Here is a 20,163-nt window from a genome sequence, read left to right as displayed (position 1 = left end):
TGGGTATGCACGAACGTTTCCCCGGACTGGCGCGTCGTCTGCCCTGGGTTGTCCTGATCCTGCTGGTGCTGTTTCCGCTCGCTGCGCCTGCGCTCGGTCTCGAGTACTACGTCGGCTTCGTGCGTCGCGTGCTGATCGTGGCAATCGCGGCGACCAGTCTCAACTTCATCCTCGGCTACGGCGGCATGGCGGCGCTCGGGCACGCGGGCTTCGTCGGCGTCGGCGCCTACACCGTGGTGGCGCTGGTCGAGGCGGGGTTCTCGTCGGCCTGGCTGGCGTGGGCGAGTGCGGCGCTGGTCGCCGGCCTGGCCGCGGCGGCAATCGGTGCGGTGTCGCTGCGCACGCGCGGGGTGTATTTCATCATGATCACGCTCGCCTTCGCGCAGATGCTGTACTACCTGGCGGTGTCGCTGCGTACCTGGGGCGGGGACGACGGCTATGGCATCTATACGCCGCTGGTGATGGGGGCCTGGCTGGACGCCGCGCATGCGCAGATCTTCTACTGGGTGGTACTGGCGATTGCAGCGGGGGTGTTTGCCCTCTTCAGCCGGGTTGCGCATTCGCGCTACGGCCATGCGCTGCGCGGCATCCGCGACAACGAGACGCGCATGGTGGCGCTCGGCTATCCGGTGTTCTGGCTCAAGCTCGCGGGTTTCGTTGCGGCCGGCGCGGTTGCAGGGCTGGCGGGCGGGTTGCTGGCCAGCCATAACGCCTTCGTCAGTCCCGGCATGATGCATTGGACGCAGTCTGCACTGCTGCTGGTGATGGTGATGCTGGGTGGTGCCGGGCGGCGCTGGGGCGCGCCGCTAGGCGTGGCGCTGTGGCTGACGCTGGAGGAGGTGCTGAAGTTGTACACCGACTACTGGCACTGGCCACTCGGCCTGCTCCTGCTGCTGGTCGTGTTCCACGCCCCGCAGGGGCTGGCGGCACTGCTCGAGCGCCGCGGGGCGCGCACATGAGCCTTTTCCATGCGCAAGGCCTGGTCAAGCGCTTCGGCGGGCTGCTTGCCACCGACCACGTCGAGCTTGCCGTGGAGGCGGGCGAGATCCATGCCCTCATCGGCCCGAACGGTGCGGGCAAGTCCACTCTGGTCAACCTGATCTCGGGCCTGCTGCCGGCCGATGCCGGACGTGTCGTGCTCGATGGTGTCGATCTGAGCACCCTGTCGCCGCACCAGCGTGTGCGCCATGGTTTGGCGCGCTGTTTCCAGATCACCAGCGTGTTCCGTAACGACAGCGTGCGCGACAATCTGCTGCTCGCGGTCCAGGCGCAGGCCGGGTCGAGCTTCCGCTTCCTGCGCCGGCGCGAGCTTGAGCGCTCGCTGGCTGCGCGGGCCGAGGCGCTGGCCGTGCGTACTGGCCTTGCGGAGGTGCTCGACCGCAACGCCGGCACCCTGCCGCACGGGCTGCAGAAGCGGCTGGACGTGGCGCTTGCGCTTGCTGCGCGGCCCAGGCTGCTGCTGCTGGACGAGCCCATGGCCGGGATGGGGCCGGAAGACTCGCAGCAAATGGTGGCGATGATCCACAGCCTGCGTTCCGACACCGCAATCCTGCTCATCGAGCACGACATGGATGCCGTGTTTCAACTTGCCGACCGCATCTCGGTGCTGGTCTATGGCCGCGTGCTGACGACGGGGGATGCGGCGCACGTGAAGGGGCATCCCGAGGTGCAGTCGGTCTATCTGGGCACGGAGGTGCCGGCATGCGGATGACGCGTTCCCGGTGGGAACGGGCAAGCCCATGCCTGCAGGCGCGATCCCTGCGCACGCGCGACCGCGGAGGCGCACGATGAGCCCGCCGTTGTTGAGGTGCCGCGGCCTCGAGGCGGGCTATGGGGTCAGCCAGGTGCTGTTCGGGCTCGACTTCGACATCCAGCCCGGCGAGGTCATTGCCCTGCTCGGACGCAACGGTATGGGGAAGAGCACGACGATCAAGACCATCGTCGGCGGCCTGCGCCCGCAGCGTGGTGAGATCCTGTTCGACGGCCGTCCGATCCACGCCGCGCGCGCCGACCATATCGCCCGCCTCGGCGTGGCGATCGTGCCGGAGGGCCGACAGTGCTTCCCCAATCTCAGCGTGCGTGAGCACCTGGTCGCCTTCGCCGATCGCCGCAACGGCGTGGCTGAGCCGTGGACGCTGTCGCGCCTGTATGCGCTCTTCCCTCGCCTGGCTGAGCGCGCTGGACACATGGGCAATCAGCTTTCGGGCGGAGAGCAACAGATGCTGGCCATCGCGCGCGCGCTGTCGACCAACCCGCGCCTGCTGATCCTGGATGAAGCGACCGAAGGCCTGGCGCCGGTGATTCGCGAGGAGATCTGGCGCTGCCTGGCGCTGCTCAAGGCCCAGGGGCAGACCACGCTGGTGGTGGATAAGTACGTCGAGAAGCTGCTGCCGCTGTCCGACCGCAACCTCATCCTGGAGCGCGGGTGCATCGCATGGCAGGGTGGCTCGACCGAGCTGTATGCCCGGCGCGAGCTGTGGACGCGTTATCTCGGGGTGTAGGCGCCCATTTGCGTGCAAGCCTGCGCCCACGGAGCATCAGAAGGGGCCGATCTGTTTTCGGCTCGTCTGCTGCTCACAGCAGCACGATGTCGTACTGCTCCTGCGTGTAGCTGGCCTCGGCGTGCAGGGAGATCTTCTTGCCGATGAAATCGGACAGCATTGCAAGCGACTGGCTTTCCTCGTCGAGGAAGAGGTCGATGACGTTGGGCGCGGCGAGCACGCGGAATTCACGCGCATTGAACTGGCGCGCCTCACGCAGCAGCTCGCGCAGGATCTCGTAGCACACCGTGCGCGCGGTCTTCACCTCGCCGCGGCCGCTGCAGGTCGGGCAGGGTTCGCACAGCAGGTGGGCGAGCGACTCGCGGGTCCGCTTGCGCGTCATCTCCACCAGACCGAGCGCAGTGAAGCCGTTGATCGTCATCTTCGTGTGATCGCGTGACAGCGCCTTGCGGAACTCCTCCAGCACCATCTCGCGGTGCTCGACGTTTTCCATGTCGATGAAGTCGATGATGATGATGCCGCCGAGGTTGCGCAGGCGCAGTTGGCGGGCGATGGCCTGGCTGGCTTCGAGGTTGGTCTTGAAGATGGTGTCGTCGAAGTTGCGCGCACCGACGAAGCCGCCGGTGTTGACGTCGACCGTGGTCATCGCTTCGGTCTGGTCGATGATCAGGTAGCCCCCCGATTTCAGGTCCACGCGTCGCGCCAGCGCCTTCTGGATTTCCTCTTCGACATTGTAGAGCTCGAACAGCGGACGCTCGCCGCTGTAGTGCTCGAGCAGGGGCAGCACCTTGGGCGTGTATTCGGCGGCGAAGGCGGTGAGCTTCTGGAAGTTCTCCCGCGAGTCGACGCGGATGCGGTCGGTTTCGTCGTTGACCAGGTCGCGCAGGGTGCGTTGCCCGAGGCCAAGATCCTCGTGCAGCAGCTTGGGCGGAAACAGTCCCACGGTGGAACTGGAAACCTCGCGCCACAGCTTGCGCAGGTAGGCGATGTCGGCGGCGAGTTCCGGGTCCGATGCGGACTCGGCCATGGTGCGCACGATGAAGCCACCGGGCTCGTCCTCGGGTACCAGCGCCGTAAGTCGCCCGCGCAGGGCTTCGCGCCCCGCCTCGTCCTCGATGCGCTGGGAGATGCCGATGTGCTTTTCCTGCGGCAGATAGACGAGCAGGCGGCCAGCCAGGCTGATCTGCGTGGACAGGCGTGCGCCCTTGGTGCCGATCGGATCCTTGAGCACCTGCACCATCAGGCTCTGGCCTTCGGTGAGGATCTTCTCGATCGGCCGCGCCGATTCGCCGTTCTGGCGGTCGCTCCAGATATCGGCTACATGCAGGAAGGCGGTGCGCTCCAGGCCGATGTCGATGAAGGCGGACTGCATGCCGGGCAGCACGCGCACCACCTTGCCGAGGTAGATGTTGCCGACGATACCGCGGCTGGCGGTGCGTTCGACGTGCAGTTCCTGCACCACGCCCTGTTCGACGAGGGCGACGCGGGTTTCCTGCGGCGTGAAGTTGATGAGGAATTCGATGCTCATGTGCTGTCTGCGCTCACAGGGTGTAGCCGAAGGTTTCGAGCAGGATGCCGGTGTCGAACAGTGGCAATCCCATGATTCCGGAGTAGCTGCCGCGAATCTCCTCGACGAACAGGGCGGCGTGACCCTGAATGCCGTAGGCGCCTGCCTTGTCCATGGGCTCGCCGCTGGCGACGTAGCGGCGAATCTCCTGCTCGGGGAGGGTGCGGAAGCGCACTTCGCTGACCGATAGGCGACTGCGTGTACGCTCCCCGTCGCTCATCGCCACGGCGGTGAGCACGCGGTGGCTGCGCCCGGACAGGCGCTTGAGGATGTCCTGCGCCTCGGCCGCGTCGGCGGGCTTGCCGATGATGGCGCCGTCGAGCTCGATCGTGGTATCTGCCGCCAGGACGGGCCGGAGCATCAGCTTGCGCCAGATCACGCGGCGTGTGCCCGCCTCGGCCTTGGCGAGCGCTAGGCGCTCAACGTAGCGGTCGACCGCCTCGTCCCGGAACGGGGTTTCATCGACATCCGCATCCTCTCCGCGCTCGCCGGAGCGGAAAGTGAGGACGTCGAAGTTCACGCCGATCTGGCGCAACAGTTCGCGACGGCGGGGACTCTTTGAGGCCAGGTAGATGCGTGGCGTGAGCGGCATGGATGCTTGGCTATTCGCGGTGATAGGGGTGATTGCGCAGCACCGTCCACGCGCGGTACAGCGCCTCGGCCAGCAGCGGGCGCACCAGGGCATGGGGCAGGGTCAGGCTGGAGAGGCGGATCGCCTCGTGTGCGCCGGATTTGAACTCGGGCGCGAGCCCGTCCGGCCCGCCGACGATGAGCGCGATGTCCTGGCCTTCGCCTTGCCAGGCTTCGAGCCTGCGCGCGAGCGCCAGGGTGGTGAGCTCGGTGCCACGCTCGTCGAGGATGACGCGGCGGCAACGCGGCGGCAGCGCGGCTTCGATGCGGGTGGCTTCGGCAGCCATCATCGCTTCCACCGTCTTGCCGCTGGTGCGCGGCTCGGCCTTGACCTCGACCAGTTGCAGAGGCAACTCGCGCGGCATGCGGCGCGCGAATTCGTCGAAGCCGGCCTGCACCCAGGCGGGCATGCGATGGCCGACGGCGACGACGAAAAGCTTCATTTCAGCGGGCGGTGGCGCGACGGCCCGCGGAGGGCGTGTTCCAGAGCTCTTCCAGCTTGTAGTGTGCACGCACTGCGGGCTGCATCACGTGTACGACGATGTTGCCGAGGTCGACCAGCACCCACTCGCCGGTTTCCTGTCCTTCCGTGCCGATGATCTCGCCGCCGGCCTCCTTGACCTTGTCATGCACGTTCTGCGCCAGCGCGCGGGTCTGGCGGCCGGATTCTGCGCTGGCGATGACGATGCGGTCGAAGAGGGGGGTGTGCGTCGAAGTGTCGATGACTTCGATGTCGCGCGCCTTGATGTCTTCCAGCGCGTTGATGACGATCTTCTCGAGGGTGGGGGTGTCCATGTGCTTCCTGGTGAGGCGGGAAAATAGGGCCTATCTTCCCTTGCGGTAAAGACGGTGCGCGGCAATATAGTCGAGAACGGAATCGGGCAGCAAATAGCGGGCGCTGTGGCCATCCCGCACCAGGTCGCGGATCAGCGAGGCAGAGATTGCCAGGGGCGTCATGTCGAAGGCGATCACGCGCCCGGCGGGTGTGGTGCGCAGGTCCGCGATGTCGGTGCTGTGGCGGTCGCGGCAGGCAGCGGCGAGTTCTGCCGAGAGTGTGGCGGGCCAGCGCCGGCCGTGGGGGGCGTAGCCCGGCCGGTTGGCGACCGCGATATGGGCGAGCGCGAACAGCTCTTTCCAGCGGTGCCAGCCCGGCAGCCCCTCGAATGCATCGGCACCCAGGATCAGCACCAGCGGGCGCAGGGGGCCGCTTTCGGCGCGCAGTTGCTCGAGCGTGAGCACGGTGTAGCTCTTCTGCTGCGCGCGCACTTCGGTGTCGTCGACCCGCAGCGCGGGATTGCCGGCAGCGGCCAGGCGGGCCATGGCAAGGCGGTCTTCAGGCGTGCTGCCGGGTTCGCCGCGGTGCGGCGGTCGGCCTGCGGGCATCAAGCGCAGCTCGCCCAGGCCGAGCGCCTCGCGCGCTTCCTCGGCCAGACGCAGATGGCCGAAGTGAATCGGATCGAAGGTGCCGCCGAGCAGGCCCAGGGGCAGGTCTGCTGCAGTGTCGCCGGAGAGGGCTTGCTCAGCCTGCATCGGCGTCTTCGGGGCGGGTGTCGATGCGGCGGCGCTCGCCTTCCGGCAGGCCGAACACGTCGCGGGTGGCGGTGTAGAAGGTGCAGAAGATCACCGGCAGGATGATGAGTGGGATCGGCAGCGAGAGTACGCTGCCCAGCGTCGGCGAGACCAGGCCGAGCACCCCGATGACGATGCCCGGAAGGATGGCACCGAAGATCGCCAGACCGATGGCGTAGGCCAGGAACGGGCGCCAGTTGCGCAGGCAGGCGTAGAAGCTGAAGAACAGGGCCTTCGCCGCTGGCACCTGCCACCACGAGGCCAGCACCGGGGCGAACCAGTAGGCCATCATCACCGGCGTGCTCAGCACCAGAGCCACGAGCAGGGTGAAGCCGAGCGTGGAGTCGCCACGCATCTGCTCCTCGATGTCCTCGCCGCGCATGAGGGCGAACAGGCTACCGTCATCGACGAGCGACACGAGGAGGAGCACCAGGATGGTGCCAGCCAGATACAGGCCGCCGACCGCGACCAGCGACGGGAGGTTGCTCTTGAAGCCGGAAAAGAGCACGTCCGGCCCGGCCTTGCGCCCCGCATCGACTGCGCGGCAGGCGTTGAGCACGCCTACGGACAGGGCCGGCATCAGCAGCGAGGCGACCAGTTGTCCGAGGATGGGGACGATGCTGAGGAGGACGATGGAGAGCAGGTAGCCGAAGGTAGCGAAGGTGACCAGCGCAGGGTTGCGCCGCCAGATCGCCACGCCCTCGCGCAACCAGGCCCAGCCGCGCTGCATCGGGAGTTGTCGTGCTTGCATGTCGGAGTCTTGTAGTCGCTATTCGGATATCGGGGGAGGGGAAGGCTCACTCGGTGTCGCCCCGCCCGGGGGCGGCAGTGCGAGCAGTGGCGAGAAGGTTTCCTTCCAGGCGGCGTAGAGTGCGCCCGTGATCACCGGGATCAGGACCAGCATGCCCAGCCCGGCGGGAATCATCGCCACCCACACGCTGACATAGAGCAGCACGGCGAGCACGATGAAGGCGAGCAGATTGTGCATGCAGGCGCGGGCCGAGAGCTTCATGGCGTCGAGCGGCGCCACCTCGTGCAGCATCACCAGCGCCGGGGCGAACCACAGCGCCATCATCAGCAGCGCCCAGAGCACGGTGAACACGACGACGCCCAGCATCATGCCCCCGGCGGCCATACCCATCCCTGCAAGCGCCCCGACCGCGATGCCGGTGAGCGCCGCGCTGCCACCGATGGCCGCGGCGGTGATTGCGGCGAGCAGCATGCCGAGAAGGTGGAACACCCCTAACAGCAGCAGGCTACTGGCCTGCTTGCGGATGCCGTCGAAGAGTGCGTCGATGCTCAGGGTTTCGCCGCGATCGAGGCGCTGCGCGCCTGAAAGCATGCCGCCGACCAGCACCGGCAGCGCGATCGGCGCAGCGGCCCAACCGAGGAAGGGCAGCATGCCGAGTGCGGCGACGATGACGAAGAAGATCAGCGCCTGGATGGCCCAGGCGCCGGGAGCGAGCATGAAGAGGCGCCAGCCTTCGGCAAGCCAGTTCAGGGCGTGGCCGGGCGCGACGTCGCCCGGAGCGGGCGGCGGTGGCGGGTGGGGGCGGCGGGGCGCTTGCGGATCCTGGTCCATTGGGTGTCGATCGGGGCAGGCGGCGGTTCAGCGCGGAAGGTCGGGCACGCCCGCACTGCGCAGGCGCAGGATGTCGCGGTACTCGTTCGGATTCTTCACCAGAACCATTTCTCCTGCGCGCGGCAGGTGGAAATCCGCTGCGCGCGACAGCCAGAAGCGCAGCGCAGCGGCGCGCAGCATCGCTGGCCAGGCGGTGCGCTCGGCGTCGCAGAACGGGCGCTCGGCATGGTAGGCGGCGAGCAGTGCTGCAGTGCGGGTTTCGTCCAGGCTGCCGTCCGCGGCGGAGCACCAGTCGTTGACGGTCACGGCCACGTCGAACAGCAGTGCGTCGTAACCGGCGAAGTAGAAGTCGATGACGCCGCCGATGCGTACGTTGCCATCGGCGTCGGTGTCCCACAGCACGTTGTCGCGGAAGAGGTCGGCGTGGATCGCGCCTGCGGGCAGGGTGGCGAGGTCTGTCCTGGCCTGAATGGCGAGTTCGGCGTCAAGCAGCGCCTGCTCGTCGGCGGGCAGGAAGGGGCGCACGACGCTTGCGGTGGCTGTGCGCCAGGTGGCACCGCGCGGGTTTTCCTGGCGGCGGCCGTAGGACTGGCCGGCCAGGTGCAGGCCGGCGAGCATGGCGCCGACGCGCTCGCAATGGGGCAGGCCCGGATTCATCTCGGAGCTGCCCGACAGGCGCACCACGAGCGCGGCGGGCCGCTCCTGCAGGGTGCCGAGGTATTCGTTGTGACGGTTGGCGATCGGCGCCGGAACCGGCAAGCCATGGCGCGCGAGGTGGGCCATCAGGTGCAGGTAGTAGGGCAGCTCGGCGCGCGGGATGCCTTCGAACAGCGTCAGCACGTAGCGGCCGAGCGTGGTAGTGACAAAGAAGTTGCTGTTCTGCACGCCGGCCGAGATGCCCCTGAGTTCCTCCAGGCGGCCGACGGCATAGTCCTGGAGCCAGCAGGCGAGCACGGATTCGGGGACGGGGGTGAAGACGGACATGCGGGCTCCGGAAGGGACGTTCGGCGAGGTTTGGGTCAGGCACTGGCGGCGATCGCCGCGGGCACCCGGGCGCTGGACGGGCGGGGGCCTGCGCCGTCACACGTCGCGCTCTTCACTGCCTGCCATGCGGCGAGCTTGGCATCGAAGCTGCGGGCTGCATGCGCAGGGCTGGTCGAGGGCAGGCGGGTGAAGCGCAACTCAGGCAGGGCCATCCGCGGAGACACATGGCGGCGAAAGATGGTTTCGGCAGCGGCACCGTTGAAGAACACATGACCGATGCGCGGGCAATCGCTGAACAGACGGGCGAAGTCGTTGGCTTCGATGCTGTCCGGGCGGATTGCGCTGTCCAGGCTGCCCTCACGCTCACCGCATGCGATCACGTCCCACAGCGCCACGCCCGCGACGGCCAGGCGCTGCAGGCGTTGTTCGTAGGGAAGGGCCGGGCTCGCGCCGAACAGTGCGCCCATGATCTGCCAGAAGGCATTGCGTGGGTGAGCGTAGTACTGGGCCGCGGCGATCGAGGCGGCTCCCGGCATGCTGCCGAGCACGAGCACCCGGGCATCGGCCGAGCAGACCGGCGGAAAGCTGTGGCAGAGCCGAGGCGTGGCAGAGCCGGGCGCGGCGCCAGCAAGCGGTGGCGGCTCGCTGTCATTCCGAACGCAGCGGCTCGCGAACGGCGTGCTCACCAGGACTTGATCACCCACATCGGCACGGCCAGCTCGGGGCCGCGGTCGTCGCGCACCATCTGGCCGTTGCCTTCCTTGTCGACCAGATAGTACGGCACGCCATGCGGCGGCGTGACCTTGACCATATAGAGCTTGCCGCGGATGCGGTATTCGGTGACCGTGTCGTCGCCGCGCTTGACGATGGTGACCTCCGGCTCGTCGGCCAGCGCATCCTCGGCGGGCATCGGCGGCGGCTCGGGAATGGGCTCGAGGCCGGCAGGCTGCTGGGCGAAAACCGGGGCACTGGCGGCCAGCAAGAGGGCGAACAGGGTGCGACGCATGATGATCTCCTGAAGATGGTGGAATTCTAGCTGCAATGCGCGCGCTTCGCCCGCGGGCCGGCTGCAGGCTGGGGTCTGTGAGCCCCTTTACATTTACAGGTTGAGCATCATCTCCCGCTCGGCGGGCAGGGGCTGGAAGCCGCGGCGTTCGTAGTGCTTGAAGATCGCTTCGACGACCTCCCCCGGCTCGTCGATGATCTGCACCAGGTCGAGATCCTCGACCTTGATCATGCCCTCGCTTACCAAGCGGTCGCGGAACCAGTCGATCAGGCCCTGCCAGAAGGGGCGGTGCACCAGGATGATCGGGATGCGGCGGCTCTTGCGGGTCTGGATCAGCGTCATCGCCTCGAGCAACTCGTCCAGGGTGCCGAAACCGCCCGGCATCACCACATAGGCGGTCGCGAACTTCACGAACATGAACTTGCGTGCGAAGAAGTGCTGGAAAGTTTGCGAGATGTCCTGGTAGGGGTTGGCGTTCTGCTCCAGTGGCAACTGGATGTTCAGGCCCACCGAGGGGCTCTTGCCGAAGAAGGCGCCCTTGTTTGCCGCCTCCATGAGGCCCGGCCCGCCGCCAGAGATCACCGCGAAGCCGGCGTCGGAGAGCTGACGGGCGATCTGCTCGGTGAGAATGTAGTACATGTGGTCGGGCGGCGTGCGTGCGCTGCCGAAGATCGAAACGGCCGGCCGGATGGAGGACAGCCGTTCGGTCGCCTCGACGAACTCTGCCATAATTCCGAAGATCCGCCAGGATTCGCGCGCGTTGTATCGCGGCGCGCTGCTGTCGGGAACGCTGCGGGGGAGTTTTTCTTTCGCGGTCATGTTGTCGTTCTCTAGGATCCAGAATGCCCACGCTGCTGCTCGTAGATGGCTCGAGCTATCTCTATCGCGCCTTCCATGCCTTGCCCGACCTGCGCAATTCGCAAGGCGAGCCGACGGGCGCGATCCGGGGGGTGCTGTCGATGCTAAGGCGGCTGGAAAGCGACTACAAGGCAGAATTTCGCGCCTGCGTGTTCGATGCCAAGGGCAAGACCTTCCGCGACGACTGGTATCCCGAGTACAAGTCGCATCGGCCGCCGATGCCCGACGATCTGCGTGTGCAGATCGCACCGCTGCACGAAGCGGTGCAGGCCGAGGGCTGGCCGTTGCTGTCGGTGGAGGGCGTGGAGGCCGACGATGTCATCGGCACCCTGACCCGCCAGGCGCTCGAGCGTGGCTGGGAAGTCGTGATTTCCACCGGCGACAAGGATCTCACCCAACTCGTGCGTCCCGGGGTGCGCTGGGTCAATACCATGAGCGAGGAGGTGCTGGACGCGGCCGGCGTCGAGGCGAAGTTCGGCGTGCCGCCCGAGCGTATCGTCGACTACCTGGCGCTGGTCGGCGACACGGTGGACAACGTGCCGGGGGTGGAAAAGTGTGGCCCCAAGACCGCGGTAAAGTGGCTGACCGAATACGGCACCCTAGACAATCTCGTCGCCAACGCCGAAAAGGTCGGCGGCAAGGTGGGCGAGAACCTGCGCAAGCACCTGGACTTCCTGCCGCTCGGGCGCAGGCTGGTGACGGTGGCGACCGATGTCGAACTGCCGGTGGCGCTCGACGAGCTACCGGCGCGCGAGGACGACAAGGCAGCGCTGCGCGCACTGTACGAGCGCTTCGAGTTCAAGTCTTGGCTGAAGGATCTGGATGGCGGCGCGGAGAGTGTCGCTGCGTCGAAGGCAGCAACCGAGGCTCGCCGGTTCGATGACCAAGGAAATAGGGGACAGAACCCAATTTCCGCTATTTCCGATGACCCGCCCGGCGCGCACCGTGCGGGCTACGTTGCCATCCTCGACTGGCCGAGCTTCGACGCCTGGCTGGCGAAGATCTTCGCGGCCGAACTCACCGCCTTCGACACGGAAACCACCAGCCTCGATCCGATGGCGGCGAAGCTGGTGGGGATGTCGTTTGCGGTTGAACCGGGCGAGGCGGCTTATCTGCCGCTGGCGCACCGGGGGGGTGACGCGCCGGCGCAACTGCCTTTGGAAGAGGTGCTGGCGAAGCTCCGTCCCTGGCTGGAGTCGGACCAGCACGCCAAGGTTGGCCAGAACCTGAAGTACGACGCCCACGTGCTCGCCAACCATGGCATTACGCTGCGCGGCATCGCGCACGACACGCTGCTCCAGTCCTACGTGCTCGAAAGCGACAAGCCGCACGACATGGATTCGCTCGCCAAGCGCCACCTCGGGCTGATAACCCTCCCTTACACCGAGGTGTGCGGCAAGGGGGCCAAGCAGATCGGCTTCGACGAGGTCGCCATGGACCGCGCTACCGAGTACGCGGCCGAGGACGCCGACGTCACCCTGCGCCTGCACCAGCGCCTGTGGCCGCAGCTCGAGGCCACGCCGCAGCTCGCCGCGCTGTATCGCGAAATCGAGCTACCGGTGCTGTCCGTGCTGCAGCAGATGGAGCGCACCGGCGTGCTGATCGACCCTTTCCTGCTCAGCCAGCATTCCGAGGAACTCGGGCGCCGCCTGCACGCGCTCGAAGGCGAGGCCCACGCGCTCGCCGGCCAGCCCTTCAACCTCGGCTCGCCCAAGCAGCTCGGCGAGATCCTGTTCGGCAAGCTCGGCCTGCCGGTGGTCAAGAAGACCGCCACCGGCCAGCCCTCCACCGACGAGGAGGTGCTGGAGAAGCTCGCCGAAGATTACCCGCTGCCCAAGCTGCTGCTCGAGCACCGTAGCCTGGCCAAGCTGAAGAGCACCTACGCCGACAAGCTGCCGCGCATGGTCAACCCCAGGACGGGCCGCGTGCATACCAGCTTCTCGCAGGCCACTGCCGTCACCGGCCGTCTGTCGAGCTCCGAGCCCAACCTGCAGAACATCCCGATCCGCACGCCGGAAGGCCGCCGCATCCGCGCCGCCTTCATCGCGCCGCGCGACCACCTCATCGTGTCGGCCGACTACTCGCAGATCGAGCTGCGCATCATGGCCCACCTGTCGGACGATGCCCGCCTGCTCGAGGCTTTCGCGAAAGGCGAGGACGTGCATCGCGCCACCGCCGGCGAGGTCTTCGGCATGCCGCCGGCGGAGGTCAGCAGCGAGCAGCGCCGCTACGCAAAGGTGATCAACTTCGGCCTCATCTACGGCATGAGCGCGCACGGCCTGGCAAAGAACCTGGGCATCGAGCGTGCCGCCGCGCAGGCCTGGATCGATCGCTACTTTGCCCGCTACCCCGGCGTTGCAGAGTACATGGAGCGCACCCGCGCCGAGGCGCGCGAGCAAGGCTATGTCGAGACCGTGTTCGGCCGCCGGCTGTACCTGCCCGACATCCGCGCCAGCCAGGCTGGCCGCCGCCAGGCCGCCGAGCGCGCGGCGATCAACGCGCCGATGCAGGGCACCGCAGCCGACCTGATCAAGAAGGCGATGATCGCGGCGAGCGACTGGCTTGCGGCGTCGGGTCTGAAGTCGAAGCTGGTGCTGCAGGTGCATGACGAGCTGGTGCTGGAGGTGCCGGCGGTCGAACTCGACACCATCCGTGAGGCGCTGCCTAGGCTGATGGGCGGCGTTGCCGAGCTGAAGGTGCCGTTGCTGGTCGAAGTCGGTGCGGGCGACAACTGGGATGAAGCGCACTGATGGTGGTGCAGACCACTGCCGAACGCTTCCTGGCAGAGGCGCTGGCGCGCCAGACCCACAATGTCGGTGCCCATGATTTCGGGGGGCAGCGCGTGTGGGTTAAGAAGGCGGGGCCGCGTAACCCGCGCTGGCGCTACTTGGCGATGGGCTTCCTGTCACGTGCGCTCGGTCTTGGAGTGCTCAGCCCGGTGCCCAATTTTGGCGGTGCCGATGCCATCAATACCGAGGTGCGCCGCCTGCAGGTCCTGGCTGCGCAGGGCGCGTTCGTGCCTGAGGTGCTGGCCTGGAGCGACGCCGGCCTGATGCTCAAGGATCTGGGCAGCACAGGCGAGCCGGGCCTCAGCCTGCAGCAGGAAATGGCCACTGCCAAGAATGTGCCCGCCTGCCTCGCCCTGTTCGACGAGGGCCTTGCGGCGCTTGCCGATCTGCATCGCCGCGGCGGCTATCTGAGCCAAGGCTTCGCCCGCAACATGGTGCGCGCTGCCGACGGCCGCATTGCCTTCATCGACTTCGAGGACGACCCCGGTCGCGCACTGGACCTTGCACAGTGCCAGGCGCGTGACTGGTTGTGCTACCTGCATTCGACCGCGCTGATCCTGGACCAGCGGGACCTGCTCGATCCTGCGGGCCTCCGGGTGTGCGACACCCTCGCCGGGCTGGATGCCGAGATCCGTGCGCAGGTGTTGCGTACGGCGGGCCGCCTGGCTTGGCTGCGCCATCTGCCGCGCGGGCGCCGCTTCGGGCGGGATGGGCAGCGCCTGCGTACGGTTGCCTGGCTTCTGCACGGTTTGCCGGAGTGAGCTGCGAGCACTTCCCTTGCTTGGCATATCATTCAGCGCCATGAACACAGCCCCCCCGAACACCGAGCCGACGCCCGCGCCCGAAACCCGTGAGCGGCCACCCCTGCCGGTCGACGCTGCGGCCCAGACCAGCAGCCTCAAGGTGTATACCCGCCTGCTCGGCTACACAAAGCCATACCTGGGCTTCTTTCTGCTCAGCATTCTGGGTTTTGCCATTGCGGGCGCTGCCAAGGCGGGCCTTGCGGCGGTGTTCAAGTTCTTCGTCGACGGGCTGGCCACGCCCGACGAACCGGTCGCGACCGGCATCGCGTGGCTGGATGCGCTCGACATCGTGTTCGCGATCCCGGTCATGGTGATGCTGATCGCGCTATGGCAGGGAGTGGGCACGTTCCTCGGCAACTACGCCATCTCCAAGGTGTCGCTTGGACTGGTGCATGACCTGCGCACTCAGCTCTTCGAGAGCTTCCTGGTGCTGCCCAACCGTTTCTACGACGCGCAGAACTCCGGCCACCTGGTCTCCAAGCTCACCTACAACGTCACCATGGTCACCGGCGCCGCCACCGATGCGGTGAAGACCCTGTTCCGCGAGGGGCTCACCGTCATTGCGCTGTTGAGCTACCTGCTTTGGATGAACTGGCAACTCACTCTCACCTTGCTCGTGGTGCTGCCTGTGATCGGCTGGCTGGTGTCCAACGCCAGCCGCAAATTCCGCCGCCTGTCAAAGAACATCCAGACCGCCATGGGTGAGGTCACCCATGTGGCCTCCGAAACCATTCAGGGCTATCGTGTGGTGCGCAGCTTCGGTGGCGCGGATTACGAGCGCGCCCGCTTCGGGCATGCCAGCCTAGACAACACCAAGCGCCAGCTCAAGATGGTACGCACCGAGGAGGTCTTCTCGGCGCTGATGAATCTCATCATCTATAGCGCGATGGGCCTGCTGCTGTTCATGGTGCTCAAGGTGCGAGGCGACGCTACCGCGGGTGACGTGGTCGCCTTCATGACCGCAGCCGGCCTGTTGCCGCGTGCTATCCGCCTGTTGGGTGAGGTCAGTTCCAAGATCCAGCGCGGCGTGGCTGCGGCCGACAGCATCTTCGAGCAACTCGACGAGGCGCCCGAGCCGGACGCCGGCAGCGTCGAGCGCACCCACATCACCGGACGCGTCGAAGCGCAGGGCCTGGGCTTTACCTATCCCGGCGCCGAGGGCAGGGCTCTGGAGGGCGTCGACTTCACGGCGGCGCCGGGTCAGATGATCGCCCTGGTCGGCAAGTCGGGCAGCGGCAAGTCCACGCTTGCCAACCTCATCCCGCGCTTCTATCAGCACGATGAAGGCCGGCTGCTGGTCGATGGGGTAGCGGTGGAAGACTACACGCTCGCCAACCTGCGCCGCCATATCGCGCTGGTCACGCAGCAGGTCACGCTTTTCAATGGCTCGGTGGCCGAGAACATCGCCTACGGCGAGCTTGCCGGCGCCAGCCGCGAAGAGATCGTCGCTGCAGCCGAAGCTGCCAACGCACGCGAGTTCATCGACCGTTTGCCGCAAGGCTTCGACACCGAGATCGGCGAAAACGGCGTACTCCTCTCCGGCGGCCAGCGTCAGCGCCTGGCGATTGCGCGTGCGCTGCTGAAAAATGCGCCGATCCTGATTCTGGACGAGGCGACGTCTGCGCTGGATACCGAGTCGGAAAGGCTTATCCAGGCAGCAATCGAGCGGCTGATGGCCGGGCGCACGACCATCGTCATCGCCCACCGGCTATCGACGATCGAGAAGGCGGATCAGATTCTGGTTATGGATTCTGGACGGATCGTGGAGCGCGGAACGCATGCCGAGCTTGTGGCGAAGGGCGGGACGTATGCGCGACTGCAGGCGATCGGGGGTGAGGTTGGAGGCATGTAAGGCTCCGGTCTGACTCAGCGCTCTCGGATTGGTTCGAGTTGTCGGAGTACAGGGACCATGTTTGCTATTTGCGTTATTGCAAGATCAATGACTCGTGGGCTTGTACTCTGGTACCCAGCGTTTCAATGCCAGCCTGACGTCACAGTCGGTCGAGGGGCCAGGCTCCGACAGCCAGCATTCGAGTTCTTCGATGAAGCCAGGGGGCACTGGCCGCGAACGCGCGATCCGGAGCTTTGGGTGCGGTGTCGTTCTTGTCTGCTCGGCATCCGCGAGTAACTCCTCATACAGTTTTTCGCCCGGGCGCAGACCAATAAACTCAATACGAATTGAGTCCTCTGTGTAGCCTGACAGACGAATCATATTCCGAGCCAAATCTGCAATGCGTACAGGTTTTCCCATGTCAAGCACGAAAATCTCTCCACCGTGCCCCATCGCTGACGCCTGAAGAACCAGTAGCGCTGCTTCGGGTATCGACATGAAGAAGCGCGTAATGTCCGGATGCGTGACGGTAACAGGCCCGCCACGTGCAATTTGCTCAGAAAATTTCGGAATCACGCTTCCGGTGCTGCCGAGGACATTGCCAAAGCGCACGATTTCGAACTGGGTTCCCGTCACGGTTTCGTGAGTCTCCAAAGCGCTACGAGTCGTACGCTGTAGGGCTTCACAGACCATTTCAGCCAATCTCTTGGTGGCGCCCATGACGTTGGTAGGATTCACTGCCTTGTCCGTCGATATGAGGACAAAGCGCTCGACCCCATGGCGATGTGCACTTGACGCCACACGCAGCGTACCAAGAACGTTATTACGCACTGCCTCCCAAGCATTACCGACCTCCATGAGCGGAACGTGCTTGTAGGCCGCGGCGTGAAACACGATTTGGGGTTTCCATTGCTTGAAAATGGTCTCTATCCGTTCCGGATCCTTTACGTCGCCCGAAAGTGCCACAATGTCCGTGGCCTGTTGCATGTTGGCGAACCACTGCTCGATGTTGTAAAGCGCAAATTCGCTGGATTCCAGCAAGATTAGCCGAGCTGGCTCATAGCGGGCGAGTTGGCGACAAAGCTCGCTGCCGATTGACCCTCCGGCTCCGGTGATCAGTACTGTCTTGCCGGTGATCATCCTGCTTACATGCTCTGAGTCGATGCAGACTGGCTCCCGGCCAAGAAGGTCCTCGATGTCCACCGGGCGCATGGTGTGAATTGCGACCTTTCCGTTCATTAGGTCTTCCAGCCCTGGGACGGTGAACACATGGGCGCCAGCGCGAACGGCGAGGTCCGTGGCCCGCTTTACTTCTGCGCCCGCAGCCGAAGGCATGGCAAGTATGACGTGCTGGGCCTTGGTTTCCTCCAGAACACGTGGAAGAAGATCGATTGCGCCCACCACCGGGTGTCCGTAAAGTTCGCGGCGCCATTTGCTGGAATCGTCGTCCACCAGTGCTACGACTTGCCAATCGGGACTTCGCTCAAGCTCGCGTACCAGCATCGCACCGCCGCTGCCCGCCCCGACGATGATGACGGGTTTGCCGGCACCTACGAGCCCACCATAAAGGCGATACTCTTTCCACATGCGCCATGTGGCGCGGCCACCGCTCATGATCACCAGGAGGAGGATCGGGAACAACACGGCCATGGATCTTGGCAGTGTCGGAGTTGCGTGGTCCAAGACAAGCATCAGCAGCATTGCAGCGGAGGTCATCGCCACTGCCTTGAGTACCCGTTTTAGATCGGGAAGGCTTGCGAAAACCCACATCCCCCGGTAGAGACCTGCCACCCGACAGGCTACGATATGGACTGCCAGCAGGGGCAAGCCCGTAGGTATGAGGCGGGTCTCGTAACCCGGGGGCCAATGCAGGTTTGAGCTAAGCAGCAAAGCCCCTCCGAAAGCAAGAGCAGCCGCGAGCAGGTCGAAAAGGAAAACGAGGGATGAGAGCAGGCTGGTGTTGATCATGTCGAGCCCGCGAGGAGCGATAGGCCCATCTGTCGGGATGCAGAATTCTACTCGCTCCTGCTGCAGGTCACATCTTGCGCAATAAAGACTTGCTCTTGTTTTGATCGTCGGCCTGGGTTTCCCCTCCTGCGTTCTGATGAACTGCTAAGGCAAGCAGCGGGGTGTAGGCGAGCACAAGCGCCACGACCGGGTCGAGCCATTCCATTGTGATGGCTACCGCAAGCGGAAGCAGCCAGATCAGGTTCAAGGCGGTGACCGTAAGCGTGACGGGCAGGTGTCCACCGTACCGGCGCGCTGCGTGCTGGTATGCGTGGGTCCGATGCGCTTGGTGAACTCGTTCTCCTCGGAACAAGCGTCGAAGGAGGGTAAGAGAAGCATCCGTGATGAATACTCCGAGCAACACCAGCCATGCAAAAAATAATGTGATGGATGTGCTGGCTGCCTGGACGGATAGGATTCCAAACATGATTCCGAGAAAACCGCTGCCTGCATCCCCCATGAAGATTCTCGCCGGAGGAAAGTTCCAGATCGCGAAACCGGCCACCGCTGCAGCAAGCAAGAGAGGGAGCATTGCCGGCTCGGTTTGACCCGCGAGGAAATGAACAAGAGCCCCGCCCAAGCCGACGGTGATTGCTTCCATGCTGGCAAGGCCATCGATGCCGTCCATGAAGTTGTAGAGATTGAGCATCCAGACGAGGTAGACGGCGGTCAGGGCGTAGCCTAACCACAGGAGATCAAAGCGGCCAGAGAAGGCAGTGAGTGATGAAGGCGCCCCCAGCCAGAGCACAATCCATGCAGCTGCCACAAAATGCGCAAGCAGGCGCCAAAGGGCGGCGATGTGCCGATGGTCGTCCACGAAGCCTATCAAGGCAACAAGCCCTCCCGCCCCCAGGATCCCCCAGAACTCGTTAGGGCTGATAAAGCCGGAAGAGCGAAGCCAGACGACCCCCAGGAGGGTACTGAGTACGATCGCCACTCCACCGCCCCGAGGTGTAGGCGCGGAGTGGGAGCTCCGGGTATTTGGGATATCAAGCAAATTGCGTGCCAACGCATATCGGCGAAGTACTCCCGTCATGACCATCGCGACCACGCCAATGCCTGCGATGATGGCTGTGCTGCAACGCCAGTCGATCATCGGTCGAATCCTTCAACGCTCCGCCTGAGGCCTTCGCGGACGTTTATCGGGGGCTGCCAATCAAGCGTCGTGCAGGCGTGGGAGATGTCGACCTGAAGGCTCCCTGAAAGACGGGTCATCAGATCCTTTCTTCCCGCCAGTGCAGCGAGTCGCCCTATGATCTCAGGCGGTATCGACGGTAGCCAAGGGTTGAGCCCCATCGCCGAACCGAGCTGCCGGAGGAGTTCTGCTGTCGACAGATCTTCGCCGTCAGCGGCATGAAAAACCTGGTTTGCGGCAGCCGGATGGGTGACGCACGTGACGGCAAGGTCTGCAAGGTTGTCCAGCGCCAGAAATGAGCGCCGATTGCTGGTAAATCCACCCAGGGGGATCGGAAGGCCACGCTGGAGCCAGCGTATCATCGTCTGAAAATTGCCTTTTGCTCCTGGTCCATAGACCAGCGGGGGCCGGATGACTACGAACTCCATCCGCTTTTCGCGACAGATTCTCATCAAGCCCTCCTCGGCCGCGAGCTTTGAGCGCGCGTAAGCGTCTGCTGGTGAAGGCGTTTCAGAGGGGCAAAGGGGGTGCGTTGATGCTTCACCCATTACCTTGATGGTGCTGATAAACAGGAATCTCCCGACACCTGCCTCAGCGGCCTGATCCGCCAAGGCGAGTGTGCCAAGCGTGTTCTCCACCTGGTACAGATCCGACGAGTCTGACCCCCTCTCGTGCATTACATGCACCCGCGCTGCAGTGTGAACCACCGCGGACTGACCGCGAAGGAGATGGCGCCAGTTTGCTGCCGGGCCCAACGAAGGAGACTGTACAAGCCCGGAGCTATTGCCGGCCGAACGTGCCGCTGCAGTGACCGTATGCCCTGCCTCGGAGAGCGCCTTGACAAGTGCGGATCCTATGAAGCCGTTGGCACCGGTGACAAGAATGGACATGCGAGCTTAAC

The 20,163-nt window shown here is 65.2% G+C and carries 20 protein-coding genes; 6 read left to right on the top strand and 14 right to left on the bottom strand.

Annotated features, from left to right (window positions below):
• Window positions 1-5: 5 nt before the first annotated feature.
• The 3 genes from ACUH78_RS05315 (at window position 6) to ACUH78_RS05305 (ending at window position 2,501) form a co-directional block, all read left to right on the top strand.
• Window positions 6-959 (top strand): branched-chain amino acid ABC transporter permease, encoded by a 954-nt coding sequence (locus ACUH78_RS05315; protein ID WP_435750976.1) that lies wholly within the window; start codon window positions 6-8, stop codon window positions 957-959.
• The gene (locus tag ACUH78_RS05310) at window positions 956-1,711 is read left to right on the top strand and encodes an ABC transporter ATP-binding protein (protein ID WP_435750975.1); all 756 of its coding nucleotides are present in this window, start codon (window positions 956-958) and stop codon (window positions 1,709-1,711) included. Before ACUH78_RS05315 ends, ACUH78_RS05310 begins: the two co-directional genes overlap by 4 nt.
• A 76-nt stretch (window positions 1,712-1,787) precedes the next feature.
• Window positions 1,788-2,501: an ABC transporter ATP-binding protein gene (locus ACUH78_RS05305; RefSeq protein WP_435750974.1), complete on the top strand. Its 714-nt coding sequence runs from the start codon at window positions 1,788-1,790 to the stop codon at window positions 2,499-2,501.
• A gap of 73 nt (window positions 2,502-2,574) precedes the next feature.
• On the opposite strand, the gene rng is transcribed toward ACUH78_RS05305, so the two are convergent.
• The 11 genes from rng to ACUH78_RS05250 form a co-directional block, all read right to left on the bottom strand.
• Window positions 2,575-4,029, bottom strand: a complete 1,455-nt coding sequence (gene rng, locus ACUH78_RS05300) for a ribonuclease G (protein WP_435750973.1) — start codon at window positions 4,027-4,029, stop codon at window positions 2,575-2,577.
• 13 nt (window positions 4,030-4,042) lie between these two features.
• Window positions 4,043-4,660 (bottom strand): Maf family protein, encoded by a 618-nt coding sequence (locus tag ACUH78_RS05295; protein WP_445332924.1) that lies wholly within the window; start codon window positions 4,658-4,660, stop codon window positions 4,043-4,045.
• A 10-nt stretch (window positions 4,661-4,670) separates the two neighbouring features.
• Window positions 4,671-5,141, bottom strand: coding sequence for a 23S rRNA (pseudouridine(1915)-N(3))-methyltransferase RlmH (gene rlmH, locus ACUH78_RS05290; protein WP_435750970.1), 471 nt, complete (start codon window positions 5,139-5,141; stop codon window positions 4,671-4,673).
• 1 nt (window position 5,142) lies between these two features.
• Window positions 5,143-5,493, bottom strand: coding sequence for a ribosome silencing factor (gene rsfS, locus ACUH78_RS05285; RefSeq protein ID WP_418364530.1), 351 nt, complete (start codon window positions 5,491-5,493; stop codon window positions 5,143-5,145).
• A gap of 30 nt (window positions 5,494-5,523) precedes the next feature.
• Complete coding sequence (nadD, locus tag ACUH78_RS05280) at window positions 5,524-6,228, bottom strand: nicotinate-nucleotide adenylyltransferase (protein WP_435750969.1); 705 nt, start codon at window positions 6,226-6,228, stop codon at window positions 5,524-5,526.
• Window positions 6,218-7,018 (bottom strand): BPSS1780 family membrane protein, encoded by an 801-nt coding sequence (locus ACUH78_RS05275; protein WP_418364532.1) that lies wholly within the window; start codon window positions 7,016-7,018, stop codon window positions 6,218-6,220. The genes nadD and ACUH78_RS05275 overlap by 11 nt, the downstream gene beginning before the upstream one ends.
• 18 nt (window positions 7,019-7,036) lie before the next feature.
• Window positions 7,037-7,849: a BPSS1780 family membrane protein gene (locus ACUH78_RS05270; protein WP_445332923.1), complete on the bottom strand. Its 813-nt coding sequence runs from the start codon at window positions 7,847-7,849 to the stop codon at window positions 7,037-7,039.
• 27 nt (window positions 7,850-7,876) lie between these two features.
• Entirely contained in the window at window positions 7,877-8,833 is a 957-nt protein-coding gene (locus ACUH78_RS05265; RefSeq protein WP_445332922.1) for a homoserine kinase, read from the bottom strand.
• 35 nt (window positions 8,834-8,868) lie between these two features.
• Window positions 8,869-9,519 carry a DNA-deoxyinosine glycosylase gene (locus ACUH78_RS05260; RefSeq protein WP_445332921.1) on the bottom strand — a complete coding sequence of 217 codons (651 nt, stop codon included), beginning with the start codon at window positions 9,517-9,519 and terminating at the stop codon, window positions 8,869-8,871.
• A complete protein-coding gene (locus ACUH78_RS05255) occupies window positions 9,516-9,839 on the bottom strand; it encodes a DUF2782 domain-containing protein (RefSeq protein ID WP_418364535.1) in 324 nt (107 codons plus the stop codon). Before ACUH78_RS05255 ends, ACUH78_RS05260 begins: the two co-directional genes overlap by 4 nt.
• 93 nt (window positions 9,840-9,932) lie before the next feature.
• Window positions 9,933-10,658: an LOG family protein gene (locus ACUH78_RS05250; RefSeq protein WP_445332920.1), complete on the bottom strand. Its 726-nt coding sequence runs from the start codon at window positions 10,656-10,658 to the stop codon at window positions 9,933-9,935.
• 23 nt (window positions 10,659-10,681) lie between these two features.
• Between ACUH78_RS05250 and polA the strand changes: the two genes are divergently transcribed.
• From polA to msbA, 3 genes are read left to right on the top strand one after another with little or no spacing between them, the layout of a single operon-like run.
• Window positions 10,682-13,447 (top strand): DNA polymerase I, encoded by a 2,766-nt coding sequence (gene polA, locus ACUH78_RS05245; RefSeq protein WP_418364537.1) that lies wholly within the window; start codon window positions 10,682-10,684, stop codon window positions 13,445-13,447.
• On the top strand, window positions 13,447-14,247 hold the full coding sequence (locus ACUH78_RS05240; RefSeq protein ID WP_418364538.1) for a BUD32 family EKC/KEOPS complex subunit: 801 nt from the start codon (window positions 13,447-13,449) through the stop codon (window positions 14,245-14,247). The genes polA and ACUH78_RS05240 overlap by 1 nt, the downstream gene beginning before the upstream one ends.
• Window positions 14,248-14,287: 40 nt before the next feature.
• Window positions 14,288-16,141, top strand: a complete 1,854-nt coding sequence (msbA, locus tag ACUH78_RS05235) for a lipid A export permease/ATP-binding protein MsbA (protein ID WP_445332919.1) — start codon at window positions 14,288-14,290, stop codon at window positions 16,139-16,141.
• Window positions 16,142-16,225: 84 nt separating this feature from the next.
• On the opposite strand, the gene ACUH78_RS05230 is transcribed toward msbA, so the two are convergent.
• From ACUH78_RS05230 to ACUH78_RS05220, 3 genes are all read right to left on the bottom strand, one after another.
• Window positions 16,226-18,088, bottom strand: a complete 1,863-nt coding sequence (locus ACUH78_RS05230) for a polysaccharide biosynthesis protein (protein ID WP_445332918.1) — start codon at window positions 18,086-18,088, stop codon at window positions 16,226-16,228.
• Between the two features lie 67 nt (window positions 18,089-18,155).
• On the bottom strand, window positions 18,156-19,223 hold the full coding sequence (locus ACUH78_RS05225) for an MraY family glycosyltransferase (protein WP_445332917.1): 1,068 nt from the start codon (window positions 19,221-19,223) through the stop codon (window positions 18,156-18,158).
• Window positions 19,220-20,152 carry an NAD-dependent epimerase/dehydratase family protein gene (locus tag ACUH78_RS05220; RefSeq protein ID WP_445332916.1) on the bottom strand — a complete coding sequence of 311 codons (933 nt, stop codon included), beginning with the start codon at window positions 20,150-20,152 and terminating at the stop codon, window positions 19,220-19,222. The genes ACUH78_RS05225 and ACUH78_RS05220 overlap by 4 nt, the downstream gene beginning before the upstream one ends.
• Between the last annotated feature and the right edge of the window lie 11 nt (window positions 20,153-20,163).

This window comes from Thauera sp. ZXT1-4, assembly GCF_052598215.2.
Note: the sequence above shows the minus strand (reverse complement) of the source record. Positions and strands in the feature narration are given on the sequence as shown.